Genomic DNA, 25,728 nt, shown 5'->3' with positions numbered 1-25,728 from the left:
AATACAGTTTGAAGTGATGGCGTCAAGCATTCAATGATGGCGTTATGTTGAGTGGATTTCTGTGACATTTGTTGTGATGTAAATCGTTTTAATACGATGGTTGAGTGATTGCGTGTCTCCAAATGTTATGGCAACAAGTGTTTTCGTTGTTTTTGGATAATCTGGATTTTCTACGGAGTATACATAAAATATAATCATTTGATCGTCGTTGATTTGTGCACGATGAATCATCTCAAAATTCCATTGTGTATCTTTCATTTTGGAAATCTGATTCATACGTTTTCGCAACATATCGATGACATTTGATTTTGTGAGTGACTGTGGTTCTCCGAGTTCATTCACATAATATGCAGCGACACGATCATCTAGCATATCCTCAATTTTATCAATATCATTGTTTTTCCATGAACTTACTAATGATATATATGGCATTTTAAGAGCCCTCTTTCATTATTCTTTATATTGATAATGTAACATATTGGCTTTAAAATTTGAATTGATTTCTGATTAATAAAGTCGAGATTAGGGTATAAGTTTAATGATGTTGTATTTTTATGGTATGATAATTGTAACATCAATAATTTAGAGGTGAAGAGTTATGTGGAATTTCATTAAGGGATTATTTAAATTTTTATTCGTTTCAACACTAGTGATTACTGGCGTTGTAGGTGTTGGTTTAGCAGTGTTGACATATGTATTTAAAAAAGACTTTGAAGAAATCGAAAGCAAAACGAAAGAAATTATTGCTGATATCGAAGCGAACCAAGGTTAAAAGTAACATTCGCTTTTAAAACGATAAAAGCGTCTTTTGAAGCGTAACCATTTTTATGATTTTGAGAACTGAGAGCGGGGATATGAAGTCTATGAGAGGATTAGATTTCAATCTCGCTTTTTTTATTGTCAAGGTGAAGCGAGATATGAAACGTTTCTCGTGTGTCTCATCATCAAAATTTGGTAAAATAGGCGTAAGAAAATGGAGGGATGCATGCCATGGTAAAAGGTTATATTGGTTCTTATACAAAAAAAGACGGTAAAGGAATTTATCGCTTTGAATTAGATGAACAATTAGGACGTATTGAAACGGTTGAAACAGGATACGAATTGAATGCCTCAACATATCTTATCCAACATGAAGATACATTAATCGGAATTACGAAAAATGATAAAAACGCTGGTTTAGCCACATTTAAAATTAAACAAGATGGTAGCCTTGAAAAAACAGGGGAATCATTGGAGTCCTTTAAAGGTTCGGGCTGTTATGTCGCAGTATCACCAGATGGAAAGTATGTTTTTGAAGCGGTTTATGGTGATGGGGTGGCCCGTATTTATGAACTTGATGCTGCAAATAACCGCATTACCCGCTTAATAGAAGAAGTGATTCACGAATACCCACATGGTCCTAATGTAGATAGACAAGAGCAGTCACATGTGCATTATTTAGATGTCACACCTGAGCACAAATATGTGGTTGCTGTTGATTTAGGTGCTGACTTACTCGTGACATATCATTATGGTGACCAAGGCTTAGAAGTAGCACACAGAACAGCATTGGAACCAGGTGACGGACCTAGACATATTGCTTATCATAAAACTGGACGTTATGCTTACGTCGTTAATGAATTGTCAAATACTGTTGTTGTGATGGTATATGAAGATGGTAGTTTTACGGAATTAGAGCGTCACTTAACGATTCCTGAAGATTTTCTGTTACCTACAAAGTTAGCTGCAGTCCGTTTATCACATGATCAACGTTTCTTATATGTAAGTAACCGTGGACACGACAGTATTGCTATTTTCAAATTATTAGAAGACGGTGCCAAACTTGAATTAGTCGACATCGTTTCAAGTGGTGGCGCATTCCCAAGAGATTTTAATATTACAGAAGATGATGCTTACCTTGTAGCGGCGCATCAAGAAGAAAATTCAGAAGTGGTCGTATTTAAACGTGATCTCGATACAGGTCGATTAACTAAAACGGACAATCAACAAACAGCTCCAGAAGGCGTTTGTGTGAAGTTTTTGGACGAAACACACTTATAATCATGTAGAAAAATAATGAAAAGGCTCAGGCATTTTTAAATAATTGCCCAAGCCTTTTTCTTTTGAGCTAAAGTTTGACATAATTGAAGGGGAAAAATAGATACCTTTATTTCTTAAACAGCTTTTTCATGTAGCCGAGTTTCCCTTTATACGGCGGAAACAATAAGCCTGTTTCTAACTTTGTCGTTTTGAAAATGTATGGTTTTTGATGTGAAAATGTTTCGAATGAATATTTGCCATGATAACGGCCAATACCTGAAGCGCCAACCCCGCCAAAAGGAAGTTTCGGATTGGCTAATTGTAAAATCGTATCGTTAATCGCACCACTGCCGAATGACAGTTCATTCAAAACGCGTGTTGTGGCATTTTCATCTTCACTGAATAAGTAAAGCGATAATGGCTTTGGTTTCGATTGGACATATGCGATAGCTTCGTCAAAATCACGGTATGTCAAAATTGGTAAAATAGGTCCGAAGATTTCCTCTTGCATTATCGGGTCATCCGCTTGAACACGATCGAGTAACGTTGGCGCAATGTATCGTTGCTCTGCTGCTGTTTCGCCACCGACAATGATGTTCGATTGATGTGCTGTTAGAAGTTGTGCTAAACGGTCAAAGTGGCGATCATTAACAATACGACCTAAATCTTCACTGTCAATCGGGTGGGTACCATAAAATTCACGAATCGTCGTAGTTAGTGCTTCAATAAAATCAGCCTTAATCGTTTCATCAATAAGGACATAATCCGGCGCGACACACGTTTGACCGGCATTCATAAATTTACCAAAACAGATTCGTTCACTTGCGACTTTTAAGTTGGCAGTTCTATCAATAATGGTAGGTGACTTACCGCCGAGTTCGAGTGTCACAGGAATCAGTTGTTTTGCCGCTGCTTCGTATACGATTTTGCCGACCTTTTGACTGCCTGTGAAGAAAATGTGATCAAATGGCAGTTCCAATAAAGATTGAATCGTTTCGGCACCACCTTGAGCGACAGCAACATATTCTGGGTCAAATGTCTCTGTAATAATTTTTTCAATGACAGCAGCAACATTTGGCGTTAGTTCGGATGGCTTCACAATGGCAGTGTTACCTGCAGCGATGGCCCCAATTAAAGGTTCAAAAATTAATTGAAATGGGTAATTAAAAGGTCCGATAATTAAAACTGTGCCTAAAGGTTCGTTGACAATAAAGCTTTTGGCTGGAAAAAGAAAAAAGGGTGTGTCGACCGCTTGCGATTTTGCCCATTTTGATAGGTTTTTACGTATATAGCGAATGTTATTTAACGTATAACCTATTTCTGTGCCAAATGCTTCAACTTCATTTTTATTTAAATCTTGTTTGAGTGCATCGAAAATCTCTTGTTCATGCAGTTTAATTTGTTTAGCTAACTGTTTTAAAGCTTTTTTACGTGATTTGAGCGAACGTGTCGCATGTGATTGAAAATAACGTTGTGTTGCATTGAATTGTGTGTGAAATGGATTCAATAGGAAATGCTCCTTTCAAATAATCAAATGTCTTTGATCAGTTCAAATAGGGTAAAGTCAGTTGATGTTGCATTTATTGCTATCGTACATGTAACGCTTCATTATGTATGATTGTAACATACTCAGTTAAAATTCATACGCAATAGGATACTCGTATTGCAATCATGTTCAAAAACAGTTTAAATACAATCTTAAATTGACGGTATCGCGATTGTGGTCAAAAAAGAATCGAGACACGTTGGATTGTGCCTCGACTTCAAGTCATCTTTTTATTCCGCTCGATATGGTGCGAGTGATGCATCACGTTCGAATTGATGCGCAACATAACTGCAAGATGGAATAATTTTTAAATTTTCATTTTTCGCTTTTTCAATGACAGCATCAAACAATTGTTTTGCCACACCGCCACCGCGTAAAGAAGGACTGACATAAGTACTATAAACATCGATCACATTTGTGTCATAGTAAGAAAATAGAATTTGTGCGTCGGGTCTATTTTCAGTTTCACCGTAATAGAATTTATGATGTCCTGCTTTCACATTTTCAGACATGTTATCACACCTTTGTTTATATTTTTAAATTATGATAATGCTTCTGTAATCGGTGGTACAATTTGTTTTTTACGAGAAACAACGCCTGGCAAAAATGCTGTGTGATTGTCTAATGTTGTGTTGAATGCTTGAGCAATTTTCTCTTGTTCTGCACCAACGACAAGAATTTTTGAGTCGCTATTAATAATGTCTGTAACGACAAGAATAAATGTGTCGTAACTATTTTCAGCACTTGCTTTATTCATTGCATTTTCAAGCGCTTCTTGACGTGCAAACACTTCTTCGACATCCACACTGTTCACTTGTGCGATACGAACTGTGTAGTCCCCCATACTGAATGATTTTGCATCTGTATTTAATAATTCGTCTTCTGTTTTATTTGTTGTAGAAGCACCAGCTTTTAACATCTCTAAACCGTATGTTTGTAAATCGACATTAGCGATTTTAGCGAGTGCTTGTGCTGCATCAATATCTTGTTGTGTACATGTTGGGGATTTGAATAATAAACTGTCTGAAATAATTGCAGATACCATTAAACCTGCAATCTCAGGACGAATTTCATAGTTGCGCTCATTATACATTTTGTACAAAATCGTTGCTGTACAGCCCACAGGCTCCGAACGGTAATAAAGCGGACCTGCTGTTTCAAAATTCGCGATTCTGTGATGATCAATGACATGTCGAATATTCGCTTTTTCAATGTTGTGAGCGCTTTGTTGAAACTCATTATGGTCAACTAAAATGACGTCTTGCCCAGTTAAGTCATCTGTTAAGAATTCTGGAACTTCTACGTTGAAATAATCTAACGCATATTGAGTTTCAGGACCTAACTCACCAATACGAAATGCTTTAGCTTCCTTGTTTCCATGTTGTTGTTCGAAATCTGCCATTATGATTGCCGAAGAAATGGCATCAGTGTCTGGGTTTTGATGACCAAAAATATAAGTTGTCATTATTAAATCTCCTTATTCATATTATAAATTTCAGTTCTATTTTAGCACGGCGAATAGCAATTATTCTACCTGAGCGCCCAATGTCGTTTTAAAATGTGTGAGTGCCCATTGGTGTCCAGCTTCATTAAATGTCGCTACACCTTTTTTAGGGATAATTAATTGATAATTTAAATTGTATGCGCTAATCGCAGTGTGTAAGACACAAATATCTGTACACACGCCGACAATTTCAATAGTGTCGACTTGGCGTTCGCGTAACATACTATCTAAAGGGGTGCCGTAAAATGAATCGTAACGGCGTTTATCTATAAAATAAACATGTGCGCTATCTTTTATCGTATCATATAATGCTTTCACTTCACCATACAATTCACGACCTTTTGTGCCTTTAATATTGTGTGGTGGGAAACATTTTGTCTCAGGATGGTAAGGATCATCTTCAAAATGTAAATCCATCATGAAAAAAATATTTTCTTGTGCTTCGTGGTATGCTTTTATACGTTCCACAATGTACGGCTCAATAGCTTGACCAGCCGCACCACAAGTCAGTTTACCATCGTCTGCAACAAAATCATACGAATAATCAACAACAACTAAAGCTTTATTTGACATTTCATTCTCTCCTAAAAGTGGTATAAAGATTAAACAACAGTATAATAAGTATAACTTAATCGCGAAAGGAAGGCACGTATATGAAAATAAATGTTTTAGATTTTGGTGCAAAAGGCCAGAATCGATTGTTAGATACTTGGGGCATACAGCGTGCGCTCAACCAAGCTCAAAAAGGACCGATTACTGTCTACATTCCTAGCGGTACTTATCATATCGCAAAAGCATTAAAGATTTATGAAGGAACGACGCTCATATTAGACCCAGATGCACAAATGTTAAGGACTGGAAAAGATGCATTGTTGAAAAACGGCACAAGTTTAAAACGCTATTACGGATACAATGGCAACAGTCACATTAAAATTCAAGGCGGCATTTGGAATATGAATGGCGTCCATTACCCTTACAATAATACAGCAATGTGTTTAGGACATGCACAAGAAATTGAAGTTTGTCATTTAACAATTAAAAATGTTGTAGGAGGTCATGGGATAGATGCTTGTGGGCTCGACGGTTTGCACGTCCATCATTGCAATTTTGTTGGATTTTATGATGTGACTGGTGAACGTTGGTTTTCAGAAGCGGTACAATTAGATTTATTTGTTGAAGGCGCCTTTCCAAAATTTGGTGTCAATGATGGCACGATTACGAAAAATGCGGTCATCGAACATTGTTATTTTGGTAATTCGTTTGAAGGAGATATGCAAAGTTGGAATCGTGCAATAGGTTCACACGCGACACGCTTCGATCGTTTTTATGAAAATATCATTATTCAACATAATGTTTTTGAAGATACGCAAGATTATGCGCTAACGCCATTAAAGGGTAAAAATATCTTTATTCAGCATAATCTGTTTTTAAACTGTACAGGTGGGATTCGTTATTTAGGTGTACATCAAGGTAAAAATGCAGTGACTTTAGAAGGAAATCATGAAGGTAAACAAGGAGGCGACGGTTTGTATGTAATGCACAATGACTTTGTGAATAACGGGGCTAAAGATGTCCTGCACATTCGAAGTCACCATGATGCACCCCATACCGATGTCAACGTGATAGGCAATACATTTATGGGCGGACATCAAGTCGCGCAATTAACAGGTGTACATGACATTGCCATTTTAAATAATGAACATTCACCTCAATGGAATCAAAAGCATGTCACAGCATTCATCACAGATAAAAGTGAGTAACTAGGAAGGGGGATGGGACATTAAGTTATCCCATCCCCTTCTTCAACAATTATTAATGAAAACGGCCTAAATTTTTAATTTTGAAATCAAGAGTCTCTAATATCGTTAATATTTTGTTTAACACTGTTGTATCTGGGCATTCGGCTTGAACGAAAAAGCGATACATGCCTAATTGTGTTTTGAGTGGTCGAGACTCTATCCATTTTAAATTGACTTGAAACATCGCAAACGTGTTCAAAATACTCGCAAGGAGACCTGGTTTATCTTCTGTCGGTGTAATGACTAATAAACATTCGGATCCACTTTGATTTGTCACTTCAGAAGCATGTTTTAAAACGAGAAAACGCGTCATATTATGAGGATAATCCTCGATGTGTGTCGCGAGTGCCTCATATCCATACATTTCTCCACTTCCGAGAGGGGCAATCGCACCAGTTGTGGCATCAATTTTTTCGAGTGATGCGACAGTGCTCGTCGTATAATCATAGTCAAATTGTTGTTCATGAATAAACTTTTGTGTCTGACTAATCGCTGGGCTGATAGAATAGACACGCTGAATATCTTTGAACGATTGATTTGGTAAACCGTACAGTGCAAAGGCGATATCTAAAAATATTTCTTCAATGATGACAAAATTTTGTTCGATAAGTGAGTCGGCAATCACATTAATCGTACCTTCAATAGAATTTTCAATCGGCACAATTGCACTCGCTGACGGGTCTTTTTGTAAGGATGACATCACTTCATACAAATTAGAACGTTCGACCAATTGTTCTTTTTGATTTGTCTGAGATTGTAATTTCAAAGCTGCTAAATATGAAAAAGTACCTTTAGGACCAAGGTAGAAAAGTGTCATAACCTCATTCCTTTCACATGAATTGCCTTTATTTTACATGATGTTAGTGAAAAGGACAGCCTGTTGATGTATTTTTCTTGTAAAAAAAGTTCGGTTGACGTGTTTCGTTGGAAAAACCGTGATGATAATTGGTGGTCAAAGTAGGTGACAACGGTGGTGCGAGCCAAGACCATTTGCCTGTAACAGTTCTGCCTTTACGTGCTTCGGCGGTTTCGAATTTTTCAAACTGTTTAGAGGCCGTTAAATGATCGACCATGGACACGCCAGCTTTTTTAAATGATTGTAAGACAGCATCATTGATTTCAACGATCACGCGGTCTTTGTTAAAAGTTGCATTTCGTAAATCTGTATAGCCCATCGCCGTCGCAAATGTTTCCAGTAAATTGTAGCGGTATGTATCTGTAAAGTTGCGAACAGCAATTTCTGTCACCATATACCAACCATTGAAAGGTGCTGTCGGATAAGTGATACCGCCTATTTTTAAATCCATATTTGAAATAATGGGTACAGCATACCATTTCAAATTTAGCGCTGACACATTCGGAAATTGGTCATGTGTAATCGGTACTTCCATAATCCAATCTGAAGGATAGTCAAAATACTTCACAGGTTGATTAGGGAGTTGATAAATGAGTGGCAACACATCAAAATCGGTATGTGCGCCCGTCCATCCTAAATGTTGAGCCAGCTTCGTGATCGATTTTTCACTTGGATCGCCTTTATCGTCATATCCTGCATAACGAATCAGCTGATTATTCCAAATTTGAGGCCCCTCTTCATCCGACTGCGCATAAATTGTTATACAAGGCTTGATACGACCACTATTAGTCGCAGTTTTGATGTGTGATTCAATGGATTCTAAAAAGGGTGTTTCTTCTTTAATATCCCGCGCATCAATCACCTTCAAGCTTTCCCAAAATAAACGACCGATACAGCGATTAGAATGACGCCAAGCTACACGTGCACCATAGGTCAGTTCATCTGTCGTATGTTGGTATGTCCCTGTTGTATGAATGGCTTGTTCTATTTCTGCTAAGCGCGCATCACGTTCAGTTGTAGATAAATCTAATTCATCATACATTTGTTTAATAAATGCTTGTGCTTCTTTTAGCATATTCCCCACCTCATCGTTATTATAATGAAATTCATGTCACCTTTGAAATGAATATGACAATTGTCATAATATTGTTTGACTTTAAAGATTCATGAAACAATAAATATCGGCAATTTGAACCTTAGTTGAGTTCATTACGTTAATCTCACTCGTTTTACTTATAGAGTGAAAAAGTACAATGAAAGATTGCCAAATGATAGGAGACGCTTGAGGGATCAGCTGAACCTGAAAATCCATCACCAATTTTGAATAGCCACAGATACATAGTTGATGACTACTTTGAAAGATTAAGGCTTAGCATATTAGAATAGAAAGGGGATATCACCATTGATAAGATTTTCGCATAAAAAGGTTTGAAGTGAATAAAATTGCAGAATGCCCCGAGACGCCTGAGGTATTAAAGCGAAATTGAAAATACACCAAGCCTTTCCTTTCTGTAACAGTTGAATCAAAACGTTGGTTAGTGGGAGTGAGCGCCTAGGAACGCAAGGGTGGGTTCTGCAACCAGTATGGTAAGTACAAAGAATAAATTAACTTTAGAGCCCTTAAAATTGAAATGTTCAAACGCAAGAAACCTTTCCTATTGTGTGATATGATAGCAATAATAAGAAAAGATAAAAGGAGTCTATCATGTATCAATATAAAGATGACAGTTTCATGTTACATAATGATTTGTATCAAATTAATATGGCCGAATCGTATTGGTTTGATGGTATCCATGAGCGTAAAGCAGTATTCGACCTCTACTTCAGAAACATGCCTTTCGGAAGCGGTTATGCCGTATTCAATGGTTTACAACGCGTCATTCAATTGATTCAAAATCTTCATTTCTCAATCACAGATATTGAATACCTTAAATCCATTGGTTATCAAGATGACTTTTTAAACTATTTGGCTGATTTAAAATTTACTGGCAATATTCGTTCAATGAAAGAAGGCGAACTTTGTTTCAATAACGAACCGCTCATGCGTATTGAAGCGCCACTCATTCAAGCACAGCTCATTGAAACAGCATTGCTCAATATTATTAATTTCCAAACACTCATCTCAACAAAAGCGAGTATTATTAAACAAGTAGCTGTCGATGATGTATTAATGGAATTTGGTACAAGACGTGCACATGAATTTGACGCTGCGTTATGGGGCGCGCGTGCTGCAATCATTGGTGGCTTTGATTCGACAAGTAACGTACGTGCAGGGAAACTTTTCAATATTCCAGTTTCTGGTACACACGCGCACGCATTTGTACAAACGTATGGTGATGAATATACTGCTTTTAAAAAATATGCAGAACGACATCGCAATTGTGTATTTCTGGTTGATACGTTCCATACTTTAAAATCAGGCGTACCAAATGCGATTCGTGTCGCAAAAGAACTTGGTGACCGTATTAATTTTATCGGTATTCGCTTAGATTCAGGTGATATCGCTTATTTATCGAAAAAAGCGCGTCAAATGTTAGACGAAGCGGGTTTCAAAGATGCGAAAATTATCGCGTCAAACGATTTAGATGAACAGACGATCAGCAGTTTGAAAGCACAAGGCGCTGCTGTTGATTCTTGGGGTGTCGGCACAAAATTGATTACCGCTTATCAACAACCTGCTTTAGGTGCTGTGTACAAACTGGTTGCTGTAGAGAACAACGAGGGCAAACTTGTCGATCGGATTAAGCTTTCCAACAATGCTGAAAAGGTAACGACACCAGGTAAGAAAAAAGTGTACCGCATTATTAATACGAAAACGAACAAATCAGAAGGGGACTATATTACGCTAGATCATGAAGACCCGAATGAAGAAAAAGTTTTAAAAATGTTCCATCCGATTCACACATACAAAATGAAGCGAATTAAAAACTTTAAGGCCGTTGATTTACATCATGACATTTTTAAAGACGGTCAGCTCGTTTATGATTGTCCGACAGAAATGGAAGCGAAAGCATATTTGAAAAGCAACTTGGAATATTTATGGGAAGAAAACAAGCGTTACTTGAATCCTGAAGAGTACCCTGTCGATTTAAGTACGTTATGTTGGGAAAATAAACAAAAGCGCATTTTTGAAGTCGCTGAAAATGTAAAGGAGATGGAAGAAAAGTATGACCATGAGTGAAATGCAGGCGATGATTGTAGAAGAGATGAAAGTGAAACCGAGTATCGATAGTGCTGAAACGATTAAGGAGATGCAACATTTTATCGAACAATACCTCCATGCACATACGTTTGTTAAGACGTTAGTGCTCGGGATTTCAGGAGGTCAAGATTCTACTTTAGCCGGAAAACTTGTGCAGCTCGCTGTAGAAAATATGAGAAATGCTTCAGGTAGAGATGTTCAGTTTATTGCGGTGAAGTTGCCGTATGGTGTGCAAAAAGACGCTGATGAAGTCGAGGATGCATTGAACTTCATTCAGCCTGACCGTATCCTGACTGTAAATATCAAACCGGCTGTCGATCAAAGTGTGCAGTCGCTAAAAGAAGCGGGTATTGCATTAAGTGATTTTCATAAAGGGAATGAAAAAGCTCGAGAACGCATGAAAGTGCAATATGCGATAGCGGCGAATACGAGTGGGATTGTTGTCGGTACAGATCATTCTGCAGAAAATATCACGGGCTTTTTCACAAAACATGGAGACGGTGCGGCAGATATTGCGCCACTATTCGGTTTGAACAAACGTCAAGGTCGTCAACTGTTACAATATTTAGGCGCACCCGCACATTTATATGAAAAGGTCCCGACTGCGGATTTAGAGGATGACAAACCCCAACTTCCGGACGAAGAAGCTTTAGGCGTGGCTTATGAAGCGATTGATAATTATCTTGAAGGAAAAGGCGTATCACCAGAAGACGCAGCAGTAATCGAGCGTCACTACGTCAGAAATGCACATAAACGTGAATTGGCATACACACGCTTTTCATGGCCTAAATCAGATAAGTAATGACAAATATAAAAGAACTTGATACAATGAGCTAGATTTTTAAAAGGAAAAGAGGGTGCGTATGAGTTTAATCAATGACAATCCTTGGCTAATGCTCATTGCCATTTTCGTCATTAACGTTGCCTATGTCACAGCACTGACGATGCGTGTGATTTTAACGTTAAAAGGTTACCGTTATGTTGCGGCACTTGTTAGTTTTGTAGAAGTGTTTGTCTATATTATCGGTTTAGGTTTGGTGATGTCGAGCTTAGATCAATTTCAAAATATTATTGCCTATGCCCTTGGTTTCTCTGTGGGGATTATTGTAGGAATGAAGATAGAAGAAAAACTCGCACTCGGTTATTCGGTCGTCAATGTTACGACAGCAGACTATGAGTTGGATTTGCCTCGTCAGCTGCGTGCACTAGGGTATGGTGTAACGCACTTTGGTGCACATGGCCGTGACGGTGACCGTTTAGTGATGCAAATTTTAACACCGCGTCGTTATGAATTGAAACTAATGGATACGATTAAACAATTGGATCCTAAGGCATTTATTATTGCGTACGAACCTCGAAATATTCACGGTGGTTTCTGGGTTAAAGGCGTAAGAAGTAAAAAAGTAAAGGCGTATGATACAGATGAAATTTAAAGTTGAACCTGATGAAACGATTCAAGATTGTTTAGCAAGAATGAAAGCGGCAGGATATATGCCAGTGAAACGGTTTGAAAAGCCCGTGTTTATCGAAAATGAGCACGGTGACATCGAAGTGTTAAGACAAGAGATTGAATTTACAGGTAAAAAAATACCGGATGCATTTGAATCATAAGAGAAAGGCAGCACATAACAATTGAACATGTGCTGTCTTTTTTATAGCTATGATGTACATTGAATATGTTAAAGCAATCCAATGACAACGTGTTACTCGAAAAAGAAATATCGAATATTTTAATGGTTTAAATTTTTAATGTTCGTCTTTGTTGTGTGTTGTCAAGAGTGAGACATGAACTTGAAGTACCGAAAACGAACATGTAGAAATGCAAATCAAAGCACGATAAACTTTGAATTATCAGTATTTTGATGGTTGGGTTACATTGGAATTTACTATGCGTATGAATGAAAACAATAAATTGACACGAATAAGCATTTGAGGCTTGATTACGAACGATAAATTTGTTTGAATAATACATGTACACGATTGATTGTTTTGATACAATGAAACTAACATTACAAGATTGGAGTTTAATAAACATGATCGAACGTTATTCAAGAGAAGAAATGGCTCAAATTTGGACGGATCAAAATCGTTATGAAGCTTGGTTAGAAGTGGAAATCCTTGCGAGTGAAGCATGGAGTGAGTTAGGTTACATTCCGAAAGAAGATGTGAAAAAGATTCGCCAACATGCACGTGTAGATGTGGACCGTGCAAAAGAAATCGAACTAGAAACACGCCATGACGTTGTCGCTTTCACACGTCAAGTCTCAGAAACTTTAGGTGAAGAGCGTAAATGGGTACACTATGGTTTGACTTCAACTGACGTTGTAGATACAGCGTTAAGCTATCAGATTAAACAAGCGAATGACATTTTAGAACAAGACATTCAACGTTTCATTGATGTTTTAGCAGCGAAAGCGAAAAAGTATAAAACAACATTAATGATGGGGCGTACACATGGTGTGCATGCTGAGCCAACGACTTTCGGTTTGAAAATGGCGTTATGGTATGCAGAAATGCAACGTAACATGGAACGTTTCAAAAATGTAAGAACTGAAATCGAAGTCGGTAAAATGAGTGGTGCAGTGGGGACGTTTGCAAACATTCCGCCTGAAATTGAAGCCTATGTTTGTAAACATTTAGGTATTGGTACTGCACCGATTTCTACACAAACGTTACAACGTGATCGTCATGCATACTACATTGCGACGTTAAGCTTAATTGCAACTTCTCTTGAAAAATTTGCTGTCGAAGTGCGTAATCTTCAAAAAACAGAAACGCGTGAAGTGGAAGAAGCATTTGCTAAAGGGCAAAAAGGCTCTTCAGCAATGCCGCATAAACGTAATCCAATCGGTTCGGAAAACATTACAGGTATCGCGCGTGTGATTCGCGGTTACTTAACGACTGCATATGAAAATGTCGCATTATGGCACGAGCGCGATATTTCACATTCTTCAGCTGAACGTATTATGTTGCCGGATGTAACGATTGCATTAGATTATGCATTAAACCGTTTCACAAATATTATTGATCGTTTAACAGTTTATGAAGAAAACATGACTGAGAATATGAATAAAACGTTTGGTTTGATTTATTCACAACGTGTGTTGCTTGCGCTTATTGATAAAGGTATGGTCCGTGAAGAAGCTTATGATACAGTACAACCAAAAGCAATGGAATCTTGGCAAACGAAAACGCCATTTAGAGAACTTGTAGAAGCGGACACGAAAATTACAGATAAGCTTTCAAAAGAAGAACTGGATGCTTGTTTTGACCCTAGACATCACTTGAACCAAGTTGATACAATATTTAAAAGAGTCGGTTTAGAATAATTTCACTACACTTTAATCTATTAATCCGTTAAAATAGTCATAGATTATGAATATAGGGGTTGTTCGCATGCAAATAGAAAAATTACGCGGAAAAGCTTTAGATGAGTTATTCGATGCAGTTTTAACTTTAGAGACGCGTGAAGAATGTTATCAATTTTTTGATGATTTATGTACAGTGAATGAGTTACAATCTTTATCACAACGCCTTCAAGTTGCGAAGATGATCAAGCAAGGTTACACTTATGCAACGATTGAAAAAGAATCAGGTGCATCGACGGCTACAATTTCTCGCGTTAAACGTTCTTTACAATGGGGAAATGATGCCTACACAATGATTTTAGACCGTATGAATATTGAAACTAAATTGTAACTGAATGAAATAAGTAAAATGAAGAGACTTCTTTCAACATTGACTTTTAATAAAGTGAATAGCGAAAGAAGTCTTTTATTTTCGAGGCAGTTAACATACCGCGTTGAAGTGAAAAGGACGTCTCTTATTGATAAAAAGTCAGCAGATGCACTTTGGTTGATGATAGCATTCATTTTTGCGAAATGGTTAATTAATGTGAAAATCATGACCAAAGTCTGAACCGTTTCTTTCATTTGAGCAATGCACACGCACCACTCAATTTTCGTGCGAGAGTATCAAATGAAACAGTGCGTTCAAATCACACTACAAAAAATACAAATAAAGCACTTCTGAATCACGGAATGGTTATCTTTTAAGTGGCTGTCTGACAGTTGGAAGAACATGATAAAAAGTCAGCAGATGCACTTTGGTTGATGATAGCATTCATTTTTGCGAAGTGGTTAATTAACGTGAAAACCATGACCAAAGTCTGAACCGTTTCTTTCATTTGAACCATATACCCACATGTTCATATTAAACGCAGTAGCTATCTAAATAACGTTAACTGAGTGAGATGCATGACATTGCTCTCCTCCTTTGCTTCTGTTCATGCGAGATTGCCGGATGGACGAGACTCCCGAGGGAACAGCTGATCCGGAAAATCCACCAACGCTTACAACAATTGTCACCGTAAAATCAAAGCGTTGGTTAGTTGAAGTATCAGCCCCTGGGAACGCGAGTCCAAGACGGCAATAGTATGCAAGTGACATGTTCAAAAGGAGCGTATGCAAGTGAAGTGTTCAAAAGGAGCGTATGCAAGTGACATGTTCAAAAAGGAATGCATGCATATGACATGTTCAAAAAAAGTAAGCACAATCATCAAATGAACTTAGATATCAACCACCAAAAGTGCTATAATATGAGTTACGAAAATTAAAGGAGTCACCAACGATGTATGATATCAAGGAATGGCGTCATATCTTTAAACTTGATCCTGCTAAAGAGATTTCAGACGCCGATTTAGAACAGATTTGTATGTCAAATACGGACGCCATTATGATTGGGGGCACAGATGATGTCACTGAAGATAATGTCATTCATTTAATGAGTCGCGTTCGTCGTTATCCATTACCGTTAGCCTTAGAAATTTCAAATCTTGAGAGTACGATGCCAGGATTTGATTTTTATTTTGTGCCGACAGTATTGAATAGTACAGATGTGACATACCATAACGGATTATTACATAGTGCGCTTAAAGCCTATGGACACATGATTGATTTTGATGAAATGGTGTTTGAAGGTTATGTCGTGTTGAATCCTGAAAGTAAGGTCGCGACAAAGACAAGTGCACAGGCCACATTAGATGAATCAGATGTCGTGGCTTATGCGCAAATGGCTGAATCGTTTTATCGTTTGCCCGTGCTCTATTTAGAATACAGTGGGCAATACGGCAATCCTGAAATCGTCCGTGCAGCGAAACAATCGCTTAACCATACGCATTTGTTTTATGGCGGGGGAATTGATGGCGTAGATAAAGCGATGGAAATGGCACAAATAGCAGATACGATTATTGTAGGTAATGTGATTTATGAAGATTTAAAAGCAGCACTTAAAACGACGAAAATAAAGGAGAGAACATAATGAATCCACTCGTTGCAAATATGAATAAAGAACAGAGTGAAGCGGTGCGCACGACTGAGGGACCGCTTTTAATTATGGCAGGTGCAGGTTCTGGTAAAACGAGAGTACTCACGCATCGAATTGCCTATTTATTAGATGAAAAAGATGTATCTCCATACAATATCTTAGCGATTACTTTTACGAATAAAGCGGCAAAGGAAATGAAAGAACGTGTGCAAGCACTTGTAGGTGAAGAGGCAGAAGTGATTTGGATGTCAACATTTCACTCTATGTGTGTGCGCATTTTGCGACGTGACGCTGATCGTATCGGTATTGAACGCAACTTTACGATAATCGATCCGACCGACCAAAAGTCAGTCATTAAGGATGTTTTAAAACGAGAAAATATCGACCCGAAAAAGTATGAACCGAGAATTTTTATTGGAGAAATCAGTAAACTTAAAAACGATTTATTGACACCTGCAAAAGCTGAGGCAGAAGCAGATGACTTTTATTCACGTATGGTCGCTACGGTATACAAGGGCTATCAACAACAGCTTGTTCGTAACCAAGCATTAGATTTCGATGATTTGATTATGACGACAATTCGATTGTTTGAACGTGTGCCTGACGTGTTAGATTTTTATCAAAACAAATTCCAATATATCCATGTAGATGAATATCAAGATACGAACACAGCACAATATACATTGGTGAATATGTTAGCGCAAAAGTTTAAAAACCTATGTGTTGTAGGGGATTCAGACCAGTCTATTTACGGTTGGCGTGGCGCAAACATTCACAATATTTTATCGTTTGAAAAAGATTATCCGAATGCACGTACAATCTTTTTAGAGCAAAACTATCGTTCGACAAAGACGATTTTACAAGCGGCTAACGAGGTTATTCGTCATAATACTGAACGTAAACCTAAAGGACTATGGACTGCCAATCAGCAAGGTGAAAAAATTCATTATTATGAAGCGATGAGTGAGCGTGATGAAACTGAATATGTCGTGAGAGAAATTTTTAAACAACAAAAAAAGGGTAAACGTTATAAAGATATGGCGGTACTTTATCGAACAAACGCACAATCACGTGTACTTGAGGAAACATTTTTGAAATCCAACATTCCTTATGTCATGGTCGGCGGTCAAAAGTTCTATGATCGTAAAGAGATTAAAGACTTACTAAGTTATTTGCGTTTAATTGCGAATAGTGCCGATGATATCAGTTTACAACGTATTATTAATGTGCCAAAGCGTGGTATAGGACCGTCTTCAGTTGAAAAAATAGCAACCTATGCTGTAGATCATGAATTGACAATGTTTGATGCATTGGCAGAAGTCGACTTCATCGGGTTATCAAAAAAGGTAACACAAGCGGCGGCAGAATTTTATCAATTGATGTCGAACTTAATGCAAGAACAAGAATTTCTAGAGGTTTCAGAAATTGTTGATGAAGTGCTCGAAAAATCAGGGTATCGTGAAATGTTAGAGCGTGAACAATCAATAGAATCACGTAGCCGTTTAGAAAATATTGATGAATTTATGTCTGTACCTGTCGATTATGAAAAGAACACACCTTTAGAGGAGCAGTCGCTGATTAATTTTTTAACGGACTTATCATTAGTGGCGGATGTCGACGGAGCGAACTTAGAAGATGGTGTGACGTTAATGACGATGCACTCAGCGAAAGGGCTAGAGTTTCCAATTGTATTTATTATCGGTATGGAAGAATCCATTTTCCCGCACATTCGTGCAATTCAAAGTGAGAGTGATCACGAAATGGAAGAAGAACGACGCATCAGTTATGTTGCCATTACGCGTGCTGAAGAAGAGCTTTACTTATCACATGCGACATCACGTACGTTATTTGGACGTCCGCAAAGCAATGCGCGTTCACGTTTTTTAAATGAAATTCCAGAAGAACTGCTTGATTTACCAGAACGTCAATATGCAACGACGATTGGTTCGAGAAAACGTCAACCGGCGAAACGAGGCTTTAGTCAACGTGCGGTGAAAAATTCAGCTTCATCATCAACAGCGTCAAATTGGAAAGTCGGCGATAAAGTGATGCATAAATCATGGGGAGAAGGCATGGTTTCGAACGTCAATGATAAAAATGGCTCAATCGAGTTAGATATTATTTTCAAATCTGAAGGACCTAAACGTTTACTTGCTCAATTTGCGCCTATTGAAAAGAAGGAGGATTAAAGGATGTCATCTATAGCTCAACGTGTTGAAATATTGCACAAATTATTGCATCAATACAACTATGAATACCACGTTCAAGACAATCCAAGTGTTCCAGATAGTGAATACGACAAATTATTACATGAATTGATTGATATTGAGACAAAACATCCTGAACTGAAAACTTCGGATTCACCTACTGTACGTGTAGGCGGCGAGGCACAGTCATCGTTTGAAAAGGTCAATCATGATACTCCTATGTTAAGCTTATCTAACGCATTTAATGAAGCGGATTTAAGAAAGTTCGATCAACGTGTGCGCGATGCAGTCGGTGAAGTTGAATATATGTGTGAATTGAAAATTGATGGTTTAGCCGTATCATTAAAATATGTCGATGGAAAGCTCGTTCAAGGCTTAACACGCGGTGACGGCACAACAGGTGAAGACATTACTGAAAATTTAAAGACGATTTATGCGATCCCACTTACTTTAGACAAAAAGATTTCCTTTGAAGTGCGTGGTGAGGCTTACATGCCGCGTCAATCATTTTTAAAGTTGAATGAGGCGAAAGCGGCGCGTGATGAACAACCGTTTGCCAATCCGAGAAATGCCGCTGCAGGGTCGTTACGCCAACTCGATTCAAAACTTGCAGCAGCTCGAAAATTGGACATCTTTTTATACAGTATTAATGACTTTACAGAACTTGATGCGTCATCTCAAAGTGAAGCATTAGATGAACTGGACGAACTTGGTTTTAAAACGAACCATGAGCGTGAAAAAGTAAAAACGATTGATGAAGTGCTGGAATATATTAAAAAATGGACAAATCAGCGTGAACAATTACCTTATGATATTGATGGAATTGTCATTAAAGTGAATCATCTTGAGCATCAAGAGGAGATGGGCTTTACACAAAAATCACCGAGATGGGCGATTGCATACAAGTTTCCTGCTGAAGAAGTCATTACAGAACTGTTAGATATTGAGTTGAGTATTGGTCGTACAGGGGTAGTGACACCAACTGCGATACTCGAACCCGTACGTGTGGCAGGCACAACTGTTTCTCGTGCGTCGTTACATAACGAAGACTTAATTCATGATAAAGACATTCGTATTGGTGATAGTGTCGTCATAAAAAAAGCAGGAGACATCATTCCGGAAGTCGTGCGTGTCATTTTAGATCGTCGTCCAGAGGGTGCCGAGACGTATCACATGCCGACACATTGTCCAAGCTGTGATCATGAACTTGTACGGATTGAAGGCGAAGTGGCACTCCGCTGTATCAACCCAAAATGTCAGGCACAGCTCGTTGAAGGTTTAATTCATTTCGTATCTCGACAAGCGATGAATATTGACGGCTTAGGTACGAAAATAATTGAACAATTGTATACACACGCATTGATTAAAGATGTAGCTGACATTTTCTACTTGACGAAAGAAGATTTATTACCGTTAGAACGTATGGGTGAAAAGAAAGCGCAAAAGTTAATTGATGCGATTGAAACTTCAAAAGCACGCTCCCTCGAAAACTTATTATTTGGACTGGGTATTCGTCATTTAGGTGTTAAAGCGAGTCAAGTACTAGCAGAAAAATACGAAACGATGGACCGACTATTAACAGTCACTGAAGATGAATTAGTTGAAATTTATGACGTCGGTGAAAAGTTAGCGCAATCGTTAGTGACGTATTTAGAAAATGAAGACATTCGCGCACTGATTGAAAAGTTGCAATCAAAAGGTGTCAATATGACGTTTAAAGGGCAAAAATTATCGCAAATTGAAGGCCATCCAGAATTTGCAGGTAAAACAATCGTCTTAACAGGTAAACTTCAACAGATGACACGTAATGAGGCAACGAATTGGTTGAAACTACAAGGTGCAAAAGTAACAAGTAGCGTAACGAAGTCCACAGATCTTGTCATTGCAGGTGAAGATGCAGGTTCAAAATTAACAAAAGCGCAATCACTTGGTACAATGATTTGGACAGAACAAGATTTTATTGATAAGCAAAATGAAATTAATGAGTAAGGGGATAGGCGATGAAAAAGTCAATAGTACTTCTTTTAGGTTTATCACTTGTATTATCAGCTTGTGGTCCAGATGAAGATGAATCAAAGTCCTCGAAAGAAAAAACAGAAGCGCAACAACGAGACCACAATAAAGTAAAAGAAATCGCAACAGATAAAAATGTGCAAGGAACAGATTATCGAACAATTTTGCCATTTAAAGAAAGTCAGGCACGTGGATTAATTCAAGAAAATATGGCGAATAGCTATAACGGTGAAGATTTTGAAGATGGCCTACTCAATATCAGTAAAGAAGTGTATCCAACTGATGAATACTTGTATCAAGATGGTCAATATTTAGATAAAGACACGATTAGAGCTTACCTGCGTCCGAAATATACGAAAAAAGAACTTGATAAAATGAGCGACAAAGAAAAAGAGAATAAAAATGCGACAGCGAACTTAGGATTAAATCCATCTGTGAATGGCGAAACAGATGAAGAAAAAATCGCTAAAAAATCTCCTGCTTATTTATCTAATATTTTAGAACAAGATTTTTACGATAATGGTGACACTAAAGGTAAAGATATTGAAGGTATGACAATAGGTTTAGCAATGAATAGTGTGTATTACTATCAAAAAGAAAAATATGGCGAAACATATCATGAAAAACTCGATGAAAAAGAAATTAAAAAGCAAGGCCGACAAATGGCTGAAGAAATGTTAGTACGTTTAAGAGAAAATGATGATTTGAAAGATATTCCAATCACCTTTGCGATATACATTCAGTCAGCACAAGAGGACATTATTCCGGGTCGTTTTGTGAGTTATGCGACAGCCGAGAAAAAAGGGTCTAAACTGTCAGACTGGCATCAAATTGATCAAAAGACTGTGTTGTTACCGTCAAGTGAGGCATCAGATTTGAATGAAAATCTCAATGCGAACTTCAAAGACTTTAACAGTGCATTACAATCTTACTTCTCTAACTTTACACAAGCTGTTGGTAAAGCAGAGTTTAAAAACAAAAAAGTACAAAATTTAACTGTTGATTTACCAATTGATTATTATGGTAAAGCGGAGTTAATCGGGATTACGCAATATGTGACACAGCTCGCTGAAAAAGACTTTAAATCTGTGGATCAATATGAGATTCATATTAAAGATGGAAGTCAGCCACGTGCGCTTATACGTAAAACGAAAGAAGAAAAGTCACCACAAGTACATATTTATCAAAACTAATATGAATGGTGAATAAAATGAGAAAAACGACCACGATACCATGAGTTCATATGACTCTAAGGTAACAGTGGTCGTTTTTTAAGGCAGTCATTTTGAGAATCAAAGTAGTTATTCTTTTTAAACATGGTAGTTAAAAGCGTAATATCAATTCGTCGTCACATTTGTAAGTACTTTTTATTTTCCAGATAACTCTATATGATGACTCGTCCAACATCAATGCATGTCGATTCTATATTTCGAGAAAAAGCGTAAAAAACATTGAAAGTCCGCAGTTTGGACAGCATAAGCTAAATAAAAAAGACCGGGCATTATCCCAGTCTCTCAGTATAATCATATCATGGAACACATTCACAATAAGCAATTGATTGTAAAAATTGTATCGTTTCTTTTAATTTTTTAATTTTGCGTCATTCAATTGCTTGACGACTTGATTCAAATCGTCTTCTACAAAGGCACCCGGTTTTTGTGTCATATTTGAAACCAGGATAGTAACGACTAAACTCACAATAAAGCCTGGAACAATTTCGTATAAGTTAAAGAAATCGTTCACGTCACCGTATGGATGCGCAAATACAATCCACAAAATCACAGTTAACGCACCAGCAACCATCCCGCTTATTGCCCCTGTACGTGATAACCCTTTCCAATACAATGAAAGTATAACTAACGGGCCAAAAGCCGCACCAAAACCTGCCCATGCATTACCGACTAAGTTTAAAATCGTGTTGTTCGGTGTCCAAGCGATGGCAATAGCAGCAACCGCTACAATCATTACAGAAATACGTCCTACTAACACAAATTCTTTCTCATGTGCAGCGGCATTGGCTTTGTCACCACGAATCAGTTTGTAAAAGTCTTCTGTTAATGAACTAGACGTAACGAGTAATTGAGAAGAAATGGTGCTCATAATCGCTGCTAAAATCGCTGCAAGCAAGAAACCACCGACTAATGGATGGAATAGCAACTGACTCATCAAAATAAATAATGTTTCTGGGTCTTGAATGTGAACACCTTGTGCTGGAACGAACGCGATACCGAGTAGCCCGACTAACACAGCACCTAACAATCCGACAATCATCCATGCAATCCCAATACGACGTGTAAGAGGGAATAATTTCACAGTACGAATCGACATGAAACGAACAAGAATGTGAGGTTGGCCAAAATACCCAAGTCCCCATGCAAAGAATGAAATAATCCCAATCACGGTTGTCCCTTTAAATAAATCTAAATTGGTCGGTTTCATTTCTGCAATCGTATGGAATGTGTCTAAACCATTTAACTTTAACATCACAACAATAGGTACCATGACCATTGCCACTAACATAATGACCCCTTGAAAAAAGTCAGTGATCGAAACAGCGAGATACCCACCGAAAAACGTGTAGAGAATAACGATAACCGCAATTAAAATTAAGCCGACATGATAATCTAATCCGAATGCACTGTCGAATAACTTACCACCTGATACTAAACCAGCATGCGTATACAATGTAAAGAATACGACAATGATTAAGCCGGAAATTATTTTAATTAAATTCGACTGATCATCTAAACGGTTTTTAAAGAAATCTGGTAACGTAATCGCATCACCGGCAATTTCTGTATGTGCACGAAGTCTTGGTGCAACAACTAAATAGTTAATGTAAGCACCGAGTGTTAGACCGATCGTAATCCATACGGCAGATAACCCAGTTGAATATACTTCACCAGGTAATCCCATAATCATCCAACCACTCATATCAGAAGCACCGGCAGAGAGGGCAGTTACCCATGGACCAATGTTACGGCCACCTAACATATACTCACTCAAGTTACTCGTTGCTTGTTTATAGCCATAGTAACCAATGCCGAGTAAGATAATGAAATAAATGGCAATCATAATATACGTTTGCCAATCGAGATTCACTTGATTTGACAAAGTAGAACCAAATAAAACCATATTGATCTCCCCTTTTGTTTTCACTTGCATAAGATTATTATACAGAATTGTATATGAAAGGAAAGAAGTATTTCACAGTTTATGTGTAATTTAACCTTGTCATCACAAGAGAAATAGCGATTTAGGCGCATAAGCAGAGAGAAGTTGAATATCGATAATTATTAAGTTTAATGTTATAAATATAAATAAAACATATAGTGAGGCGGCGTACTTGTGAAAAATGATAGCGTCGTCCGTGTTCGTTCGTGTCAACATTGTGTCGTGATGCGCCTTGTTTGAAATATTTTAGATTTTTATGCTGAAATTTGGTACAATTTATAGATAAAAGAGTATTTTTAAGGAGGCTTTACCGGCATGGCTGAGATTACCAAAAAACAAGTTGAGCATATTGCGAATCTTGCACGCTTAAATGTGACAGAAGAAGATACTGCCGATATGCAACAGACATTAGAAGGTATTTTAAATTTTTGTCATCAAATTGATTCTGTCGATACAGAACAAGTTAAACCTACAAACCATGTATTAGATTTACAGAATGTGTTACGTGACGATGTGGCGGTAACAGGATTGCCACAAGAAAAAGCATTAACGAATGCAAAAGAAGTGGAAGCTGGACAATTTAAAGTACCAGCAGTTATGAACAGGGAGGACGCATAAAGATGAGCATCCGCTATGAATCTATTGAAAACTTACAAAAGATGATTAAGGATAATCAAATTAAACCTTCTGAAATTGTGAAAGATATTTACGATGCAATTGAAGAAACAGATCCAACTATCCAATCATTTTTAGCGCTCGATAAAGAAAATGCGATGAAAAAAGCTGAAGAATTAGATACCTTACAAGCGAAAGGTGAAATGGAAGGTAAATTGTTCGGTATTCCAATGGGGATTAAAGATAATATCATTACTGAAGGTCTAGAGACGACTTGTGCAAGTAGGATGTTAGAAGGCTTTGTACCGATTTATGAAGCAACAGTAATGAAGAAGCTACATAATGAAAATGGTATTCTTATCGGTAAAGTGAATTTAGACGAATTTGCGATGGGTGGTTCTACAGAGACGTCTTACTTTAAAAAGACGGTAAACCCATTCGACCATAAAGCTGTTCCAGGTGGCTCATCAGGTGGTTCAGCAGCAGCAGTTGCAGCAGGGCTTGTACCATTTACATTAGGTACAGACACAGGTGGTTCTATTCGCCAACCTGCAGCGTATTGTGGTGTTGTAGGATTAAAACCAACATACGGTCGTGTGTCACGTTTTGGTTTAGTTGCCTTTGCGTCATCACTGGATCAAATTGGACCGATTACACGTAATGTTAAGGATAATGCATTAGTGTTAGAAGCTATTGCTGGTGAAGATGAAATGGATTCAACAAGTGCACCAGACGTTGCGATAGACTTTACTGCTGATATTGGTAAAGACATTAAAGATATGAAAATTGCGTTGCCAAAAGAATACATCGGTGAAGGTGTCGACGAAGAAGTGAAAGAAGCGGTATTAAAAGCTGCAGAAACACTTAAATCTTTAGGTGCCATCGTTGAAGAAGTGTCATTACCAAGGACAGCATATGGCATTCCTTCATATTACGTCATCGCTTCAGCTGAGGCATCATCTAACTTGGCACGCTTTGATGGTATTCGTTACGGTTATCATTCAAAAGAAGCACAAACTTTAGAAGAACTTTACAAATTGTCTCGTAGCGAAGGCTTTGGCAAAGAAGTGAAACGTCGTATTTTATTAGGAACATATGTGTTAAGTTCTGGTTATTACGATGCTTACTATAAAAAAGCACAAAAAGTACGTACATTAATTAAAAATGACTTCGAAAATGTTTTTAAAGATTACGATGTGATTTTAGGACCTACAACACCAACTGTTGCGTTTGATTTAGGTGCTGAAATTAATGATCCATTAACAATGTATGCCAATGACTTATTAACAACACCAGTGAACTTAGCCGGTTTACCTGGTATTTCTGTACCGTGTGGTTTAGCGGAAAATGGTCGTCCAATTGGTTTACAACTGATCGGTAAACCTTTTGATGAAAAAACGTTATATCGCGTCGCACATCAATACGAAACACAATTTAACTTACACGACCAATATCAAAAATTATAAGG

23 protein-coding genes are annotated in these 25,728 nt (G+C 37.7%); 15 read left to right on the top strand and 8 right to left on the bottom strand.

From position 1 onward, the window contains the following. Positions 1–42: 42 nt before the first annotated feature. Positions 43–432, bottom strand: coding sequence for a hypothetical protein (locus BJK46_RS08260; protein WP_014613436.1), 390 nt, complete (start codon positions 430–432; stop codon positions 43–45). 166 nt (positions 433–598) lie between these two features. Between BJK46_RS08260 and BJK46_RS12195 the strand changes: the two genes are divergently transcribed. Continuing rightward, positions 599–772, top strand: coding sequence for a hypothetical protein (locus BJK46_RS12195; RefSeq protein WP_014613437.1), 174 nt, complete (start codon positions 599–601; stop codon positions 770–772). Positions 773–990: 218 nt separating this feature from the next. Continuing rightward, positions 991–2,040, top strand: coding sequence for a 6-phosphogluconolactonase (pglS, locus tag BJK46_RS08255; RefSeq protein WP_103263417.1), 1,050 nt, complete (start codon positions 991–993; stop codon positions 2,038–2,040). Between the two features lie 106 nt (positions 2,041–2,146). Here the strand turns inward: pglS and BJK46_RS08250 are convergent, their stop codons facing one another. The 4 genes from BJK46_RS08250 to BJK46_RS08235 all read right to left on the bottom strand — a co-directional run bounded on the left by BJK46_RS08250 (position 2,147) and on the right by BJK46_RS08235 (position 5,642). After that, entirely contained in the window at positions 2,147–3,526 is a 1,380-nt protein-coding gene (locus BJK46_RS08250) for an aldehyde dehydrogenase (protein ID WP_103263418.1), read from the bottom strand. Between the two features lie 269 nt (positions 3,527–3,795). Continuing rightward, positions 3,796–4,077, bottom strand: coding sequence for a GNAT family N-acetyltransferase (locus tag BJK46_RS08245; RefSeq protein WP_014613440.1), 282 nt, complete (start codon positions 4,075–4,077; stop codon positions 3,796–3,798). A gap of 29 nt (positions 4,078–4,106) precedes the next feature. Next, on the bottom strand, positions 4,107–5,033 hold the full coding sequence (locus tag BJK46_RS08240; protein WP_172425815.1) for a manganese-dependent inorganic pyrophosphatase: 927 nt from the start codon (positions 5,031–5,033) through the stop codon (positions 4,107–4,109). Positions 5,034–5,090: 57 nt separating this feature from the next. Beyond that, positions 5,091–5,642, bottom strand: a complete 552-nt coding sequence (locus tag BJK46_RS08235; RefSeq protein ID WP_014613442.1) for a cysteine hydrolase family protein — start codon at positions 5,640–5,642, stop codon at positions 5,091–5,093. A gap of 80 nt (positions 5,643–5,722) precedes the next feature. On the opposite strand from BJK46_RS08235, the gene BJK46_RS08230 reads away from it, so the two are divergent. Beyond that, the gene (locus BJK46_RS08230) at positions 5,723–6,829 is read left to right on the top strand and encodes a glycosyl hydrolase family 28-related protein (RefSeq protein WP_015729400.1); all 1,107 of its coding nucleotides are present in this window, start codon (positions 5,723–5,725) and stop codon (positions 6,827–6,829) included. A 52-nt stretch (positions 6,830–6,881) separates the two neighbouring features. On the opposite strand, the gene BJK46_RS08225 is transcribed toward BJK46_RS08230, so the two are convergent. Both BJK46_RS08225 and BJK46_RS08220 read right to left on the bottom strand, forming a co-directional pair. After that, complete coding sequence (locus BJK46_RS08225) at positions 6,882–7,685, bottom strand: prephenate dehydratase (protein WP_015729399.1); 804 nt, start codon at positions 7,683–7,685, stop codon at positions 6,882–6,884. 43 nt (positions 7,686–7,728) lie between these two features. Then, complete coding sequence (locus BJK46_RS08220; RefSeq protein ID WP_015729398.1) at positions 7,729–8,799, bottom strand: nitric oxide synthase oxygenase; 1,071 nt, start codon at positions 8,797–8,799, stop codon at positions 7,729–7,731. Between the two features lie 630 nt (positions 8,800–9,429). Between BJK46_RS08220 and BJK46_RS08215 the strand changes: the two genes are divergently transcribed. The 10 genes from BJK46_RS08215 to BJK46_RS08170 all read left to right on the top strand — a co-directional run bounded on the left by BJK46_RS08215 (position 9,430) and on the right by BJK46_RS08170 (position 21,664). After that, complete coding sequence (locus BJK46_RS08215; RefSeq protein WP_063284984.1) at positions 9,430–10,905, top strand: nicotinate phosphoribosyltransferase; 1,476 nt, start codon at positions 9,430–9,432, stop codon at positions 10,903–10,905. After that, complete coding sequence (nadE, locus tag BJK46_RS08210; RefSeq protein WP_100007043.1) at positions 10,898–11,728, top strand: ammonia-dependent NAD(+) synthetase; 831 nt, start codon at positions 10,898–10,900, stop codon at positions 11,726–11,728. The genes BJK46_RS08215 and nadE overlap by 8 nt, the downstream gene beginning before the upstream one ends. A gap of 61 nt (positions 11,729–11,789) precedes the next feature. Further along, entirely contained in the window at positions 11,790–12,359 is a 570-nt protein-coding gene (locus tag BJK46_RS08205; RefSeq protein WP_014613448.1) for a DUF2179 domain-containing protein, read from the top strand. Then, a complete protein-coding gene (locus tag BJK46_RS08200) occupies positions 12,349–12,537 on the top strand; it encodes an NETI motif-containing protein (protein ID WP_014613449.1) in 189 nt (62 codons plus the stop codon). Before BJK46_RS08205 ends, BJK46_RS08200 begins: the two co-directional genes overlap by 11 nt. Positions 12,538–12,959: 422 nt before the next feature. Further along, positions 12,960–14,255, top strand: a complete 1,296-nt coding sequence (purB, locus tag BJK46_RS08195) for an adenylosuccinate lyase (RefSeq protein ID WP_014613450.1) — start codon at positions 12,960–12,962, stop codon at positions 14,253–14,255. 67 nt (positions 14,256–14,322) lie between these two features. After that, positions 14,323–14,625 carry a YerC/YecD family TrpR-related protein gene (locus BJK46_RS08190; RefSeq protein ID WP_014613451.1) on the top strand — a complete coding sequence of 101 codons (303 nt, stop codon included), beginning with the start codon at positions 14,323–14,325 and terminating at the stop codon, positions 14,623–14,625. A gap of 930 nt (positions 14,626–15,555) precedes the next feature. Continuing rightward, complete coding sequence (gene pcrB / locus BJK46_RS08185; RefSeq protein WP_014613453.1) at positions 15,556–16,245, top strand: heptaprenylglyceryl phosphate synthase; 690 nt, start codon at positions 15,556–15,558, stop codon at positions 16,243–16,245. After that, positions 16,245–18,440, top strand: coding sequence for a DNA helicase PcrA (pcrA, locus tag BJK46_RS08180; protein ID WP_015729396.1), 2,196 nt, complete (start codon positions 16,245–16,247; stop codon positions 18,438–18,440). The genes pcrB and pcrA overlap by 1 nt, the downstream gene beginning before the upstream one ends. A 3-nt stretch (positions 18,441–18,443) precedes the next feature. Continuing rightward, entirely contained in the window at positions 18,444–20,447 is a 2,004-nt protein-coding gene (ligA, locus tag BJK46_RS08175; protein ID WP_014613455.1) for an NAD-dependent DNA ligase LigA, read from the top strand. 11 nt (positions 20,448–20,458) lie between these two features. After that, the gene (locus BJK46_RS08170) at positions 20,459–21,664 is read left to right on the top strand and encodes a CamS family sex pheromone protein (RefSeq protein ID WP_014613456.1); all 1,206 of its coding nucleotides are present in this window, start codon (positions 20,459–20,461) and stop codon (positions 21,662–21,664) included. A 388-nt stretch (positions 21,665–22,052) separates the two neighbouring features. Here BJK46_RS08170 and putP read toward each other — a convergent pair whose 3' ends face one another. Then, a complete protein-coding gene (gene putP, locus BJK46_RS08165) occupies positions 22,053–23,606 on the bottom strand; it encodes a sodium/proline symporter PutP (RefSeq protein WP_020219895.1) in 1,554 nt (517 codons plus the stop codon). A 354-nt stretch (positions 23,607–23,960) separates the two neighbouring features. On the opposite strand from putP, the gene gatC reads away from it, so the two are divergent. Beyond that, positions 23,961–24,263: an Asp-tRNA(Asn)/Glu-tRNA(Gln) amidotransferase subunit GatC gene (gatC, locus tag BJK46_RS08160; protein ID WP_014613458.1), complete on the top strand. Its 303-nt coding sequence runs from the start codon at positions 23,961–23,963 to the stop codon at positions 24,261–24,263. 2 nt (positions 24,264–24,265) lie between these two features. Next, on the top strand, positions 24,266–25,726 hold the full coding sequence (gatA, locus tag BJK46_RS08155) for an Asp-tRNA(Asn)/Glu-tRNA(Gln) amidotransferase subunit GatA (protein WP_103263419.1): 1,461 nt from the start codon (positions 24,266–24,268) through the stop codon (positions 25,724–25,726). The last annotated feature ends 2 nt before the right edge of the window (positions 25,727–25,728 follow it).

This window comes from Staphylococcus pseudintermedius, from assembly GCF_001792775.2.
GTDB lineage: Bacteria > Bacillota > Bacilli > Staphylococcales > Staphylococcaceae > Staphylococcus > Staphylococcus pseudintermedius.
The sequence above is the reverse complement of the archived record's forward strand: the minus strand, read 5'-3'. Positions and strand labels throughout refer to the sequence as shown.

Bases quoted from the DNA above. Each gene is read 5' to 3' on its own strand.
- BJK46_RS08200 (WP_014613449.1), top strand. From the start codon at position 12,349: ATGAAATTTAAAGTTGAACCTGATGAAACGATTCAAGATTGTTTAGCA.
- BJK46_RS08205 (WP_014613448.1), top strand. From the start codon at position 11,790: ATGAGTTTAATCAATGACAATCCTTGGCTAATGCTCATTGCCATTTTC.
- BJK46_RS08190 (WP_014613451.1), top strand. From the start codon at position 14,323: ATGCAAATAGAAAAATTACGCGGAAAAGCTTTAGATGAGTTATTCGAT.
- BJK46_RS12195 (WP_014613437.1), top strand. From the start codon at position 599: ATGTGGAATTTCATTAAGGGATTATTTAAATTTTTATTCGTTTCAACA.
- BJK46_RS08215 (WP_063284984.1), top strand. From the start codon at position 9,430: ATGTATCAATATAAAGATGACAGTTTCATGTTACATAATGATTTGTAT.
- nadE (WP_100007043.1), top strand. From the start codon at position 10,898: ATGAGTGAAATGCAGGCGATGATTGTAGAAGAGATGAAAGTGAAACCG.
- BJK46_RS08230 (WP_015729400.1), top strand. From the start codon at position 5,723: ATGAAAATAAATGTTTTAGATTTTGGTGCAAAAGGCCAGAATCGATTG.
- BJK46_RS08245 (WP_014613440.1), bottom strand. From the start codon at position 4,077: ATGTCTGAAAATGTGAAAGCAGGACATCATAAATTCTATTACGGTGAA.
- pglS (WP_103263417.1), top strand. From the start codon at position 991: ATGGTAAAAGGTTATATTGGTTCTTATACAAAAAAAGACGGTAAAGGA.
- pcrB (WP_014613453.1), top strand. From the start codon at position 15,556: ATGTATGATATCAAGGAATGGCGTCATATCTTTAAACTTGATCCTGCT.
- BJK46_RS08260 (WP_014613436.1), bottom strand. From the start codon at position 432: ATGCCATATATATCATTAGTAAGTTCATGGAAAAACAATGATATTGAT.
- BJK46_RS08170 (WP_014613456.1), top strand. From the start codon at position 20,459: ATGAAAAAGTCAATAGTACTTCTTTTAGGTTTATCACTTGTATTATCA.
- BJK46_RS08235 (WP_014613442.1), bottom strand. From the start codon at position 5,642: ATGTCAAATAAAGCTTTAGTTGTTGTTGATTATTCGTATGATTTTGTT.
- gatA (WP_103263419.1), top strand. From the start codon at position 24,266: ATGAGCATCCGCTATGAATCTATTGAAAACTTACAAAAGATGATTAAG.
- BJK46_RS08220 (WP_015729398.1), bottom strand. From the start codon at position 8,799: ATGCTAAAAGAAGCACAAGCATTTATTAAACAAATGTATGATGAATTA.
- gatC (WP_014613458.1), top strand. From the start codon at position 23,961: ATGGCTGAGATTACCAAAAAACAAGTTGAGCATATTGCGAATCTTGCA.
- BJK46_RS08225 (WP_015729399.1), bottom strand. From the start codon at position 7,685: ATGACACTTTTCTACCTTGGTCCTAAAGGTACTTTTTCATATTTAGCA.
- purB (WP_014613450.1), top strand. From the start codon at position 12,960: ATGATCGAACGTTATTCAAGAGAAGAAATGGCTCAAATTTGGACGGAT.
- ligA (WP_014613455.1), top strand. From the start codon at position 18,444: ATGTCATCTATAGCTCAACGTGTTGAAATATTGCACAAATTATTGCAT.
- pcrA (WP_015729396.1), top strand. From the start codon at position 16,245: ATGAATCCACTCGTTGCAAATATGAATAAAGAACAGAGTGAAGCGGTG.
- putP (WP_020219895.1), bottom strand. From the start codon at position 23,606: ATGGTTTTATTTGGTTCTACTTTGTCAAATCAAGTGAATCTCGATTGG.